The sequence below is a fragment of the Streptomyces sp. NBC_00005 genome (assembly GCF_045160215.1).
GTDB lineage: Bacteria > Actinomycetota > Actinomycetes > Streptomycetales > Streptomycetaceae > Streptomyces.
The window spans coordinates 1127637-1141707 of record NZ_CP108316.1 but is presented as its reverse complement, the minus strand read 5'-3'; the positions used below and the strand labels follow the sequence as shown (position 1 = coordinate 1141707).

9 protein-coding genes are annotated in these 14071 nt (G+C 71.6%); 4 read left to right on the top strand and 5 right to left on the bottom strand.

Going from position 1 to position 14071, the window contains the following annotated elements; translation table 11 throughout:
* Positions 1-58: 58 nt before the first annotated feature.
* On the bottom strand, positions 59-877 hold the full coding sequence (locus tag OG303_RS05640) for a phytanoyl-CoA dioxygenase family protein (RefSeq protein WP_405865349.1): 819 nt from the start codon (positions 875-877) through the stop codon (positions 59-61).
* Positions 878-940: 63 nt separating this feature from the next.
* Here OG303_RS05640 and OG303_RS05635 point away from each other — a divergent pair, with 63 nt between their 5' ends.
* Together OG303_RS05635 and OG303_RS05630 are read left to right on the top strand one after the other, a co-directional pair.
* Entirely contained in the window at positions 941-1843 is a 903-nt protein-coding gene (locus OG303_RS05635; protein WP_405865347.1) for a helix-turn-helix domain-containing protein, read from the top strand.
* Between the two features lie 432 nt (positions 1844-2275).
* Positions 2276-4087, top strand: coding sequence for an RICIN domain-containing protein (locus tag OG303_RS05630; protein WP_405865345.1), 1812 nt, complete (start codon positions 2276-2278; stop codon positions 4085-4087).
* Positions 4088-4123: 36 nt separating this feature from the next.
* Here OG303_RS05630 and OG303_RS05625 read toward each other — a convergent pair whose 3' ends face one another.
* From OG303_RS05625 to OG303_RS05615, 3 genes are all read right to left on the bottom strand, one after another.
* The gene (locus OG303_RS05625) at positions 4124-5377 is read right to left on the bottom strand and encodes an arsenic transporter (RefSeq protein ID WP_405877101.1); all 1254 of its coding nucleotides are present in this window, start codon (positions 5375-5377) and stop codon (positions 4124-4126) included.
* 91 nt (positions 5378-5468) lie between these two features.
* Positions 5469-6152, bottom strand: coding sequence for a DUF4232 domain-containing protein (locus OG303_RS05620; RefSeq protein WP_405865343.1), 684 nt, complete (start codon positions 6150-6152; stop codon positions 5469-5471).
* A 127-nt stretch (positions 6153-6279) separates the two neighbouring features.
* A complete protein-coding gene (locus OG303_RS05615) occupies positions 6280-7641 on the bottom strand; it encodes a serine/threonine-protein kinase (RefSeq protein ID WP_405865341.1) in 1362 nt (453 codons plus the stop codon).
* 19 nt (positions 7642-7660) lie between these two features.
* Here OG303_RS05615 and OG303_RS05610 point away from each other — a divergent pair, with 19 nt between their 5' ends.
* On the top strand, positions 7661-8230 hold the full coding sequence (locus OG303_RS05610) for an RNA polymerase sigma factor (protein WP_405865339.1): 570 nt from the start codon (positions 7661-7663) through the stop codon (positions 8228-8230).
* Positions 8231-8242: 12 nt separating this feature from the next.
* Here OG303_RS05610 and OG303_RS05605 read toward each other — a convergent pair whose 3' ends face one another.
* Entirely contained in the window at positions 8243-10630 is a 2388-nt protein-coding gene (locus OG303_RS05605) for a SpoIIE family protein phosphatase (protein WP_405865338.1), read from the bottom strand.
* A 256-nt stretch (positions 10631-10886) separates the two neighbouring features.
* Here OG303_RS05605 and OG303_RS05600 point away from each other — a divergent pair, with 256 nt between their 5' ends.
* The gene (locus OG303_RS05600) at positions 10887-13982 is read left to right on the top strand and encodes a glycoside hydrolase family 2 TIM barrel-domain containing protein (protein ID WP_405865336.1); all 3096 of its coding nucleotides are present in this window, start codon (positions 10887-10889) and stop codon (positions 13980-13982) included.
* Positions 13983-14071: the final 89 nt, after the last annotated feature.

Here is a 14071-nt window from a genome sequence, read left to right as displayed (position 1 = left end):
ATGCGCCACCAGCCGCAAAACCACCCCCAGTCGCCATACGGCCCTCTCGGCGGAGCGCCTAGTGCGGCCCGCGCGGTGCGAACTCCGTGCCGCACGGGCCCGCGCCCTCGCTCACCGGCAGCGGGACGCGGTCGCCGTCCATCGTCAGCGTGGGGTAGTGGGCGCCGATGCGTTCGGCGGAGCGCCCCACGTAGTGACCGATGAAGGACCGGCGAAAACGATCCGCCGTGGTGTTGGGCTGCGAGCCGTGCACCAGGCTGCCATTGAAGAACAGGACGTCCCCCGGCGCCATGTCGACCGGCACAGCCGCAAGGCCCGGCGGCGGGGCGACGTACTCCCGCGCGAACGACACCTCCGCGTCCGCCTCCTCGGGACAGAACAGATCCATCCGGTGTGTACCGGGGACGACCTCGAGACCGCCGTTGTCCCGGTCGATCACATCGCAGGCCACCCACGCGGCCACACACGTGCCCGGCTCCACCCGCAGATAGAAGTTGTCCTGGTGCAACGCCTGCCCCCGGGCACCCGGCGGCTTGAAGTAGAACATGCTCTGGGCGGCGAGGACTTGCTCACCGAGCAGCGCCTCCAGCGCCGTGCGCAGCCGGGCGTCGAGCAGGACGTGCAGCGCTCGCTCGCTGATCTCGTGCGGGTGCATCACCCTCGGGTATGCCGCCAGCGGATCCTCGGACGCGCGCGGCTCGAAGTGCCCCGGCACCGGCCCGGCCGCGTGCAGCGTCGCGAACTCCGCGCAGAGCCGGTCGATCTCGTCGTGGCCGAACAGCCCGCGTACGACGGTGAAGCCGTCGTCCCGGAACCCCCTCAGCCCGTCCTGGGTCAGGATGGGAGCGCCGGTGGCGCCCATGTCCGTGCCTGTCATGCTTCCACTCCTCGGTCAGGTGTCCTCGGCTCATCACGCTAGGTCACCGTGCACTTCAGGAGGATGCCCGTGAACGCTGACGGATTGCCCGAGGCTGCTGCGCCGCCGCCCGGCCTGGTCGTGGTCGGCCGCTACGACCAGCTTCAGGGGTACGGCGTCAACCGGCCGCGCGGCGCGGGCAGTTGGCTCTTCACCTGGACGACGGGCGGGCACGGCCGACTGCGCCAGGGAACGGCCGAGGCGCGGGCCGGCGCGGGGGACCTGGTGGTGCTCGCCCCGGGCGTCCGGCACGAGTACGCGGTCGAACCGGGCGCCCGCGGCTGGCAGTTCTGGTGGGTGCACTGCCAGGCACGCCCGTCCTGGTCGCCGTGGCTGCGCCCGTACGACACCGGCGACGGACTGTTCGTCGTCGCACCCACCCCGGCCGCCCTGCACGACCGGATCGGGGCGGCCTTCCGCCGGATGCTCGCCGACGCCCGCTGGACGGGCACCGAGTCACCGCCCGCCACCGCACCGGACGACCGCGTGGCCGTGGCGCACGGCACCGCGGCGCGCGAACTCGCCCTGTCCTCGCTGGAGGAGATCGTCCTGCTGACGGCCGCCACCGCGCGAGCCCCGTCGCCCCCGCCCGGCGTCGACGCCCGGATGCGCCGCGCCGAGGCACTGATCACCGCCGATCCGGGCGCCCCGCACAGCGTGCGCTCGCTCGCCGAAAGCGTCTCCCTGTCGCCGTCACGGTTCGCCCACCTGTTCACCGGGCAATACGGCCAGTCCCCGATGCGGGCTCTGCGCGAGGCACGGCTGCGGCATGCCGCCCGGCTCCTGGAGAGCACCGATCTGTCCGTGGACCGGGTGGCCGCGGCCTCGGGGTTCGTCAGCCCGTTCCACTTCAACCGGGTCTTCCGCGAGCGTTACGGGGTGCCGCCCGGCGCCTATCGGGCGGGCGGCCCAATGGTTGAAACGTAACCCGAAGTGCGCCGTCCGACCCCTCGGATGTGCGGAGGGACGGCCGTTCAATGGTTGGGAAGCCAGGCCGCGGCGATCCTACTGAATACCGTTCCCGATTACGCCCGGACAGGATTGACGATTCGTCAATTCCCGTCGGTGGGTGCGCAATGCACAAAACCGCGAGATCCCTTGTTACGTCTCGCTGACCTGTGTAAAGGTGTGCCCTGTCGGCGCACAGACAATCCATATTTCCGCTGTGTGCGCGAGGCCGCTCCCGTTCGTCCTACGCTTCAAAAGAGCTTCCCCAGGCGGACGTCAGAGCAGCCGAATCCTGTACGGGCGGACCCTGCCGCGTCGTCGGCGGGTCCCCATACCCCTTGGTATGGACTTTATGCGCATGCCGCCGAGAGGAATGCAGCCGTGAATGACGCCGGCCTGTCGAATTCCCCCATGTCCGACCACCGGTTCGACGTGACGGACGAGCAACTGAGCGCCGAACTGAAGAAGTGGACGGGGACGACGCCCGCGCTGCAGCCCGTAGGTGAACTCCTCGACCGGCACTGGGAAGCGGCGTTCGCCTATGCCCGACTGTGCACCGACGGCACTCCCTCCGCGGGAATGCTCACCACCGCCGCATTCACGCGGCTCTTCGGCGAAACCCTGCGGCAGACCGGGCCGACCTCCGCCTGGCGGCCCCAACTCCTCGTCACCGTACGGCGCATCGCGGCCGAGTGGGACAACGACCACCGACGGGAACACCTCCACCCCGAACTGTGCTCCGAGGGCGGGGACCGCATCGCGGCCCGTCTGCTCCCGCCGCCCGACCGGCGCCTGCTGTCCGGAGCCTTCCAGCGGCTGCCCCAGTCGGCCCGCTGCCTGCTGTGGCACGTGGAGGTCGAGGCCGAACCGCTGGACATACCCGGCGGCCTGCTGGGCCTGGAGGCGGAGGACGCGCGCGTCGAACTGGAGCGGGCCCGCGAACGACTGCGCGAGGAGTGCCTCCAGGTCCACCGCGAACTCGCCCCCGAGCAGGAGTGCCGGCGCTATCTGCGCATGCTCGACGTGACCTACCGGCGCGGCGCGGTCGACATCGACCCCGACCTGAACGCCCACCTGGCCCGCTGCCGGCACTGCCGCCACACCGCCGACCAACTGGCGCAGTTCAACCAGGGGATCGGGCTCGCTCTGGCCGAGGCGGTGCTCGGCTGGGGTGCGCGGGCCTACGTGGAAGCCCGGGCGGCCCGGGCCGACGACCCAGGCGCCCTTCCCGAGGAGGTCCCGACCCCGTTGATGGCGGGCGAGCCCTTCGCCCCCGCGCACGCCGCTGCCGGCCCGGGCCCCCGCCCCGGTGGCCGCGCCGCCTCCCGCCGCTCGGCCCACAAGGCGGCCCGGCGCGCCGCCGCCCGTCGCCGCAATCTCGCGGCGGCCGTGCTGACGGTGAGCGGCCTGATCGTCCTCCCGCTGGTCCTTTGGTCCGTCATCGGCTCCGGCGACGGATCCACCACGGCCGACGGCGGCCACCCGTCCGAGACACCCGGCAGCGGCAAGGGCTCGCCGGCCGCCGATCCGTCCTGGGTCGGTACCAGCACGGGCGCCCAGGGCACCCTGCGCGGCAGGCTGCACAACGTCGGCTCCGGGCTGTGCGTCGCCATCGTCGGCAAGAAGGCGGTCAAGGGAGCCGAGACCGAACTCGCCGACTGCTCCACGACAACGGTCCAGCAGTGGTCGTACGAGACCGACGGCCGCCTGCGCAGCGTCGCCGACCCCGACCTGTGCCTCGACTCCCACCTCGGCTTCTCGGTACAACTCACCCCGTGCACCGGCACCTCCGAGTCGGGTGCCAAGAAGATCCGTTACGACTTCACCCTGCAGGGCACTCTGGTGCCGCGCTGGGACCAGGACCTGGCGCTGACGCCCGCCGCCACCGACGGGTCGGGCGCGCTGGTCGTCAAGACGCGTGACGACAGCGCCGCCCAGCGCTGGGTGTTCGACACGTCGAAGGCCGACCTCCAGATGGAGGTGGTCAACTGGGACGCCGACAGCAGCCCCGTCCCGACGCCCTCGGCCACCCCCAAGGCCTCGAAGACACCGAGCCCCACCCCGAAGCCGTCCGCGACTCCGACGACCGCGAAGCCGACTCCGACGAGTTCGTACCCCACGAGCTCCTACTGCTACTACAACCCGTACTACTGCGGCTGGGGCGGATACGGCTCGGGTTCCGGTTATGGCAACGGCTCCGGATACGGCGGCGGCCACCACTGACCGACCGGATCGGAGCCCGTGTCCGAACGCAGGCTCTCAGCCGACGACCTGCAGCGACAGCCACAGCGCCACCACGGCCGGGACGAGCGCGGCCGGGGTGGCGAGCAGCCCGAGCCGGGTGAACTCCCCGAGCTCCACCTCCTGGCCGTGCCGGTGCAGAATGCGCCGCCACAGCAGCGTCGCCAGCGATCCCGCGTACGTCAGGTTCGGTCCGATGTTCACTCCGAGCAGCACCGCCAGCACCGCACCGGGCCCGGCCGCCGCGGTCAGCGGCAGCAGGACCAGCACCGCGGGCAGGTTGTTGATCAGGTTCGCCAGTACGGCGGCCAGCGCGGCGATGCCCAGCAGTGCGAGCAGCCCGGAGCCGCCGGGCAGCACGTGGTCGAGGGCGTCGGCGAGCCCGTTGTCGACCACCGCCCGCACCACGATGCCGAGCGCGAGGACGAACGCCAGGAACGCCGGTGACGAGGCCCGCACCACGGACAGGGGCGTCGCCTGCCGCCGTACGAGTGCACGGCCGGCCAGCACCAGCGCACCTGCCGCGGCCACCCAGGCCGGATCGATGCCGACCGCCGAGGCCACGACGAATCCGGCCAGCGTGCACCCCACGGTGACCAGGGCGAACACGGGCAGCTCGGGCGCCTTGCCGGGTTCGGGGGAGTGGTCGGACACGGTCAGGTCGTCGGCGAAGAAGCGCCGGAAGACCAGGTACTCGGCGCCGATCGCGACCAGCCACGGCAGCGTCATCAGTGCCGCGAACCGGGTGAAGCTCAGCCCGCTCGCCTCGAACGCCAGCAGGTTGGTCAGGTTGGAGACGGGCAGGAGCAGCGAGGCGGTGTTGGACAGGTGCGCGCACGCATAAAGGTGCGGCCTGGCCCGAACGCCCGCCCGGGTGGCGGTGGCGAGCACCACCGGCGTCAGCAGCACCACGGTGGCATCCAGGCTGAGCACGGCCGTGATCGCCGAGGCCAGCACGAAGACCGCCGCCAGCAGCCGCCCGGGAGAGCCCGCCGCCCGCCGGGCCATCCACGCCCCGCACGCATGGAAGAGCCCCTCGACGTCACAGAAGTGGGCCAGCACCAGCACCGCGGCGAGGAAGCCGACGACCGGTCCGAGGCTGGCGACCTCCTCCCTGGTGTGGTCCAGGGAGATCGCGCCGGTGGCGATCACGATCCCCGCGGCCGGGACGGCGAGCACGGCCTCCGGCAGGCCTTTCGGGCGCAGTACGGCCGATGCGAGGACGGCGACGAGCAGGGCGACGGACAGTGTTTCGGCGAGCGGGGTGTTCAGAGCGGGGTCCTTCAGGGCGGAGCAGAGCGGTTCAGGGCGGGACCCTCCATGAAAACAGGTCGAAGTAAGAGGTCCGCCGGGGCCCTGTCGCTCAGGGGCCGGTGCCGGGGCTGAACACGGTCAGAAACACCGAGGAGGCGTTGCCGGACACGGGCACCGGACCGCCCTTCCACGTCACCGTGAGGTGGTCACGCTCGTCCGGCGGAGTCACGAGCAGTGAGGCCGGGGTGGCCGGGTGGGCACCGCTGACCTCGGGGTTGGAGAAGGTCATCCCCGCCCAGGCGCTCTTGCCCGGCGCCAGCGTCACCGTCGTGGGCGAGCCCGAGGAGCGCTTCGGGTCCGGGCCCAGCTGCCTGCCCGACGCGTCGACGAACGCGGCGCCCGGGTAGCCGCGCACCGTGCAGGTGCGGGAGGACTTGTTGGTCAGGACGACCGGGAAGTTCTCCTGCCCGGCACCGGGGTCGTTCCGCCCGACGCTCGCCCGCAGCTCGGAGGTGTGACAACGGCCACCGGTGGTGTCCGCGGCGGTCGTGGACTCCGCCTGGGACGCGGTGGCGGTGGCCTTGCCGGGAGCGCCGTCCGACGCGGAGGCGGACGCACTCGCCGCGTCGGTGCTGCGGCCGCCGGTGGCGGGCGCGGCCGTACCGGGCAGCGTCTTCGGAGAGCCGGCCGCTGCACCGTCGCCGCTGCCGCCGCAGGCCGTCAGCAGACCCAGCACCGCGACCGCGCTCGTGAGCAGGGCCGCCCGGTGAACGGAGGGGGACTTCTTCGCCATGTTCCTCAACACTCCCGGAGATTCCACGCACCCGTCCTGGCGTGTGCGTACGGCGCTCTGTGCCCCGTCATACATGTCCGATGCCCGCCGGGACGGAAAAGTTCGCGCGCGGCCCGAGTGTTCCGCGTCAGCTCGCGAGGCGTACGGAGCCGAGGATGCGGTCGGTCGCCGAGGCTCGGCCACTCTGCCGGATCTGCACATAGATCCGAGTCTGCGCGCTGCCGCCCACCGGTGCGAGCGCGGCCTCCGTGACCGACCCGCCGCCCGGACAGTCGCTCCAGGTGCGGACCCTGCCGTGCATGGCGGTGCCGGAGTAGGCGCGACTGCCGTCGTCGTGGCAGCCGGGGTGAGTGAGGGCGTTCACCGCGGCAGTGAGATCGCCGTGCGCGCTCAGGCCCACGAGCACCCCGTTGACGTCGGCCTTCAGGTCCTGCCACGTGGTCAGGCGGTCCGCGACGGCGAACCCCGGTTCGTGACCGGACGGCAGGCCCAGAGCCTGCGGGTCCCAGCCGGAGTCGCGCAGCTGGCGGCCCCAGTCGGCGGGGACCTCGGCGACGACCCGGCCGGTCGTGTCCGTGACCCGCACCTCCGCGGCCGGGGACTCCCGGTTCACCAGCGCCGCGGTCACGCCGAGGGCCGCGACCACGGCCACGGCGCCGGTCAGGGCGAGGGCCGTGCGGGGCCTTCGGGGCCGGTGGCCGGACGAGGCGAGCCGCTCCAGTTCGTCCGCGAAGGCCTGGGCGTCGGGCCAGCGGCGCCTGCGGTCCGGTGCCAGCGCCCGCATCAGGGCCCGCCGGACCGCGGGGGCCAGATCCGGACGCAGCCGGTCGGGCCGTACGACCCTGCCGGGCTCGCCCGGAACCGTGCCGGTGACCAGGTGGTAGCCCACCGCGCCCAGGCTGTAGACGTCGGCCCGGGCGTCGATGCCCGCGCCGGGCACGGCCTGCTCGGGCGGCCGGTATCCCGCCGAACCGGCGGCCTGCGTGAGACCGGACGCCTGCGCCAGGCTCTTGGCCAGCCCCAGGTCGGCGAGCAGTACCCGCGACACGCCGTCGGGGGAGGAGCACAGCAGCACATTGGTCGGCTTGATGTCCCGGTGCACGATCCCCGCCGCGTGCAGTGCGGCCGCTCCGCGGGCGGCCAGCGCCGTCAGGCGCAGCGCCTCGGACACGGGCAGCGGACCCGCGGTCAGCAGGTCGTCGAGGGTGCCGCCGTCGGCGTACTCCATCACGAAGTACGGCCTGCCGTCCGGAAGTTCACCGATGTCGTAGACCTGCACCACCCGGTCCGAACCCGCCCGGCGCAGCATCCGCGCCTCGGCCAGGAACCGCTCGCGGACATCGAGCCGGTGGGACCAGTTGTCGGCGAGGACCTTGACCGCCACCGGCGCTTCCAGCTCGTCGTCGTGCGCGAGCCACACCGTGCCGAACGCGCCCGTGCCCAGGCGCCGTTCGAGGCGGTAGCGCCCGATCCGCTCGACGGAGTGCATACGACTATCATGCCTGGCCGTGGATCGATCCCGAGGAGAACCCCTGGTCGCGCCGACCGAGGAGCTGGCCCGCGGCGCCGCGGCGGGCGACCCGGCGGCACTGGAGGAGTTGCTCCAGGTGATCAGGCCCGAAGTCGTCCGGCGCTGCGGCCGGTTCCTGCCCTGCCGCGAGGACGCGGAGGAGGCCGCGCAGGACGTCCTGCTCCAGGTCGCCCGCAAGATCGGCACCTTCGAGGGCCGCAGCCGCTTCAGCACCTGGCTCTACACGGTCGTCGCCAACTGCTGCCGCCAGAAGTACCGCGAGCTCAAGCGGCGCTCGGCCGAACAGCCGGCCCCGATCGACGCGGACCGGCACGCCGACCCGCGCACGACGAGCGTCATCGCCGGATCCCGCCTCGACCTGCTGGAGGCACTGGACCGGCTGGAGCGCGAGCATCCCCGGTTGGTCGAGCCGCTGGTGTACCGCGACATCTGCCAGCTCGAGTACGCCGAGGCGGCCGAGCGCGCCGGCATCCCGCTCGGCACGTTCAAGTCACGGCTGCACGAGGCACGCAGACAGGTCAGGCCCTGGCTGGCCGAAGGGCCCTGAGAACCCGGGCTCCTACACCTCGTCGAGCAGCCCGATCTCCGACCAGATCGTCTTGCCCTCCGGCGTGTGCCGGGTGCCCCAGCGCTCGGTGAGCTGCGCGACCAGGAGCAGACCGCGGCCGCCCTCGTCCCACGTCTTCGCGCGGCGCAGGTGCGGAGCCGTGTGGTTGGTGTCGGACACCTCGCAGATCAGCGTGGCCTCGTCGTGGATCAGACGCAGCCGGATGGGGTGCGCGCCGTACCGGATCGCGTTGGTGACGAGCTCGCTCACCACCAGCTCGGCCGTGAACGCGGCGTCCTGCAGACCCCACGTGTCCAGCTGCTCCACGACCTGCTTGCGGATCGGGGCGACGAGCGCCGGGTCCGCGGGAATGTGCCAGGTGGAGACCTGGGAGGCGGGCAGCCCCCGGGTGCGGGCCAGCAGCAGGGCCACGTCGTCGGAGGCGCCGCCGGGCGGCAGCAGGGTGTGCAGGACCCGGTCGCAGGCCTCGTCCAGCGAGTCCGAGTACGTCGCCAGGGCCTCGCACAGCAGCTGGTGACTGGCGTCCACGTCCCGCTCCCGGGACTCGATCAGCCCGTCCGTGAAGAACGACAGCACACTGCCTTCGCGCAGTTCGAGCTCGGCGGACTCGAACGGCAGCCCGCCCAGGCCCAGCGGCGGCCCGGCCGGCAGCTCGACCGGCTCGGGCGCACCGCCCGGCGGGACCACGACCGGCGGCGGATGCCCGGCCCGGGCCATCGTGCAGCTCCGCGACACCGGGTCGTACACCGCGTAGAGGCAGGTGGCGCCGACCTCGCCGGGGCTGCCGTCGTTGCCGGCCTCGGCGGACAGCCGTACGACCAGGTCGTCGAGGTGGGTGAGGAGCTCGTCGGGGGCCAGGTCGATGTCGGCGAGGGTGCGCACCGCGGTGCGCAGCCGGCCCATGGTGGCCGAGGCCTGGATGCCGTGGCCGACGACGTCCCCGACGACCATGGCGACCCGCATCCCGGACAGCGGGATCACGTCGAACCAGTCGCCGCCCACCCCGGCCCGCGCCGCCGGAAGATAGCGGGAGGCCGCGTCCACGGCGGCCGTGCGCGGCAGCGAGCGGGGCAGCAGGCTGCGCTGCAGGGCGAGGGCGGTCTCCCGCTCGCGGGAGAAGCGGCGGGCGTTGTCGATGCAGATGCCGGCCCGGGCGGTGATCTCCTCGGCCAGCAGCACATCGTCGGACGTGAACGGCTGGGGGTGCTTGAAGCGGGTGAGGACCGCCACACCGAGGGTCGCGCCGCGGGCCTGGATCGGTACCGACATCGTCGAGTGGATGCCGTACTGCCTGACCCGTTCGGCGCGCTTCTCGTCCCAGGTGAGCCACTGCTCGAGGTCGCCGGACGAGCGTGAGGCGACGACCGTCCGGCCCGCGACCAGGCAGGCGCCCTGGGGCGACGTGTCGGGATACACGTCCACCTGCCCCGGCTTCAGGACGGCCTCGGGGGTGCCCGTGTGCACCGAGCGGTGGGCGAAGCGGCGCAGGCTCACCGGTGCGGTCAGCCTGCCGGGAACGGGCTCGGCCCCGTGGGCCGGCGGATCCAGCAGGTCGATACTGACCAGGTCGGCGAGCGCCGGGACGCAGACGTCCGCCAGCTCCTGTGCCGTACGGGTCACGTCGAGGGTGGTGCCGATGCGGACGCTCGCCTCGTTGACGATCTGCAGCCGCTCCCGCGCCAGGTACTGCTCGGTGAAGTCGTGGACGGCCACGCAGACGCCGTGCACCTGATCCTTGTCATCGGTGATCGGTGCCACTCGCGCCAGCCAGGCGTTCATCCGGCCCTCGCTGCCGACCGGCACATACGCCCGCACGTCCTGTCCGTGACCGCTGGTGAGAACCTCGTGCATGTGCCGCTCGACGTCCTCGCTCTGCGGTCTGCCGCCGATCTCGGAGTGTCTCAGGCCGCGAACCCGCTCCTCGGGCAGGCCGAGCACCTCGGCCATGGCTTGATTCGTCCTGCGCAGCCGCAGCCGGGTGTCGTAGACGGCGATCGCGCACGGGGACTGCATCAGACCCACCTGCGCCAGCGGATCGTCCGGCCCGGGTGGTTCCCGGTCCTCCAGCGGGGTGACCAGGAGCCAGTGCGCGGGCCGGGAGTCCAGCGACGGATGGTAGTGGGCGAGCAGCCAGACGGACACGGCGTGGCCGTCGCGGTGGCGCAGCGCGAGAGTGCCGCTGCGACGGAGTCCCTCCGGCGGGACCGAGACGACCTCACCGCCATCGACCAGGAAATCCGCGGCCGGGCGGCCGACGATCTCGTGCGGCGCATAGCCCAGCAGCCGGCGGGCGCCCTCGTTCCACTCGACCAGAGTCCCGTCCTCGGCGACGACGGCCCGCGCCGTGGCGGCCTCGTCGAGCGGATACTCCGGGTTCATCGTCGCCACTTCCTTGTGCACACTCTCAGTGAGCAGGCGCGTCACTTGTGTTCCAGCCTAGTGCGTCGCGCCCGTCGGCGGACGGCTGGTCCGGTTGCCCGGGTCCCGGGCGGTCAAGGTCCAGATCCGGCCGATGTGACGCCCGAGCCAGAAGCGGACCTCCGCACTCTTGACGGACCTGAGTGGCACCTCGTCAGAATCTGTTTGTTCACGATCAATTGTGAGTACTTCTGGGCCCTGATGAGGGGGAGCCGCCATGACAGTGACTCGAAGATCGGTCCTGATCGCTTCCGCAGCCGCCCCGGCGGCAGGAGCGCTTCTCGGCACCCCGGTGGCACGGGCCGCCGAGGCGGCCGCGGCCGGATCCGGCCGCCGCACGGTCGCCCTGCGCGACGGCTGGCGCTTCGCGCTGGTCAATCCGGGTGGGATCACCGATCCGACCGGCGCGTACGCACAGGCCGCCGACCCCGGCTACGACGACTCGGCCTGGCGGGAGGTCGCCGTTCCGCACGACTGGAGCATCGAGCAGACCCCCACCACCGAACACGGCACGACCAGCGGCACCGGCTTCTTCCCCGGCGGCCTCGGCTGGTACCGCCTGGCCTTCACCCTGCCGCCCGGCTTCGCCGGCCGGCGGATCGCGGTGGAGTTCGACGGCGTCTACATGGACTCGTACGTCTACTGCAACGGAACGCAGGCCGGCCGGCACCCCTACGGCTACACCGGCTTCGCCCTCGACCTCACCGACCTGCTGCACACCGACGGCGCCACCGAGAACGTGATCGCCGTCAAGGTGCAGAACCAACTGCCCAGCAGCCGCTGGTACTCGGGCAGCGGCATCTACCGCGAGGCCCGCCTCGTCGTCACCGAGCCGGTGCACGTGGAGCGCTGGGGCACCTACGTCACCACGCCGGACATCACCGGGGAGCGGGCCGTCGTACGGGTGCGCACCTCGGTGGTGAACGAGTCCGGCGCCGCGAGCCAGGTAGAGATCCGCTCGACGGTCAAGGACCCCGACGGCCGGACGGTAACCCGCAAGGCCACCACGGTCGACGTCACGGACAAGACGGACGAGACCCATGAACTCACCGTCCCCAAGCCCAAGTTGTGGGACTTCGCGTCGCCCCACCGCTACACCCTGGAGACCGAACTGCGCGTCGGCGGCAAGACCGTCGACACCTACAGCACCACGTTCGGCATCCGCACCTACCGCTTCGACCCGGACGAGGGCTTCGAGCTCAACGGCACCCACGCCAAGATCAAGGGCGTGGACCTCCACCACGACCAGGGTGCCCTCGGTGCGGCGATCAGCATCGACGCCGTGCGCCGACAGATGACCATCATGAAGTCGATGGGTGTGAACGCCTTCCGCACCTCCCACAACCCGCCCTCGCCGCAGATGATCGAGGTCTGCGAGGAACTGGGCATCGTGATGATGGTGGAGGCCTTCGACTGCTGGAAGACCGGCAAGACGAAGTACGACTACGGCCGCTTCTTCGACGAGTGGTGCGAGAAGGACGCCACCGAGATGGTGCTCGCCGCGCGCAACTCGCCCGCCGTGGTGCTGTGGTCCATCGGCAACGAGATCCCCGACTCCACCTCCACCGCGGGCCTCGCGATGGCCGACCGCATCATCGGCGCGATCAAGGCCGCCGACGACACGAGGCCGCTCGTGATCGGCTCGGACAAGTACCGCAACCCGCCCGCCAAGGGCTCCGCGGCCGACTTGATGCTCGCCAAGCTCGACGGGCTCGGCCTCAACTACAACACCGCCAAGTCGGTGGACGCCCTGCACGCGGCCTATCCGCACCTGTTCCTCTTCGAGTCGGAGTCCTCGTCGGAGACCTCGACCCGGTCGACGTACCAGGAGCCCGAGCACCTCAACACCGGTGAGAACTACACGCCGGGCGGCCGGGCCACCTCCTCGTACGACAACAACCTGTCCTCCTGGACCATGAGCGGGGAGTACGGGCACAAGAAGGACCGGGACCGGAAGTGGTTCGCGGGCCAGTTCCTCTGGTCGGGCATCGACTACATCGGGGAGCCGACCCCGTACAACGTCTTCCCCGTGAAGGCGTCCTTCTTCGGCGCGGTCGACACGGCCGGCTTCCCCAAGGACATGTACCACCTGTTCCGCAGCCAGTGGGTCGGTGAGCCCATGGTCCATCTGCTGCCCATGAGCTGGAACCACGAGGAGGGCGACACGGTCGAGGTGTGGGCGTACTCCAACGTCGACACCGTTGAACTGTTCCTCAACGGAAAGTCCCTCGGCACGCGCACCTTCGACACCAAGAAGACCACGGACGGACGTACCTATCTGGAGACCACGGAGGCGACCGGCGACGACAAGACCTTCACCACGGGCCCCTATCCCGGCAGTTACACCAGCCCGAACGGCAGGGCGGGCAAGCTCCACGTCATCTGGAAAGTGCCGTTCAAGCCGGGCGAGTTGAAGGCCGTGGCCAGGAAGGGCGGCAAGGCGGTCGCCACCGACGTGCTGCGCACGGCGGGCGAACCGCATGCCGTACGAATCACGGCCGACCGCAAGTCCCTTGCCGCAGACGGGCGTTCGCTGGTCTTCGTGACCGCGGACGTCGTCGACGCCCGCGGAGTGGTGGTGCCCGACGCCGAGCACCTGATCACGTTCGACGTGAAGGGCGGATCCCTCGCAGGGCTCGACAACGGCCGTGAGGAGAGCGCCGAGCGCTACCAGGCGAGCACCCGCACCGCCTTCCACGGCAAGGCGCTCGCGATCGTGCGCTCCGGCACCAAGGCAGGCACCCTGAAGGTGACCGCACGCGCGGAGGGCCTGCGGGCGGGCACGGCGAGCGTGCGCACCACGCACGCCCGGTCGGCCGCGACCACCCCGGTGGCCGCCTTCGCACCGGATTATCCGGCAGCCCCGAACTACCCGTATGCGGACGCCAGTTACTCCGGTCGTTCGGACACGCTCCCCGCCGCGATGCTCGACGGCAATGCGGCCACCGGCTGGTCCAACGCCTTCTCCAAGTCGGCCACGGCCCTGCTGCCCGCCTTCAGCGGAGCCCGGTCCGAGGACTGGGTGTCCGTCGACTACGGGCGGGCCCGCAGTTTCGACCGGGTGGAGGTCTCCTTCACGGTGGACGCGACGCACAGCCTGCCCGCGTCGGTCGAGGCGGCCGTATGGGACGGCCACCGGTACGTGCCCGTCTCCGGAGCGGCGGTCGACTGGGCCACCGCCTCGGACACGCCGACCGTCCTCACCTTCGACGCGGCACGCGGCTCCCGGCTGCACCTCACGCTGACCAGCGCTCACCCCGGCGAAGCCGTCGGGGCGGCGCGGATCAGCAAGCTGGAGGCGCCGGGCGGCTGAGCGGGCGTGGCGGTCCGGGCGGGAAAACCAGTCCCGTCCGGACCGTTGACGGGTGTCATGGCGCGAACAAGCATGAGCTGCATCCGCAT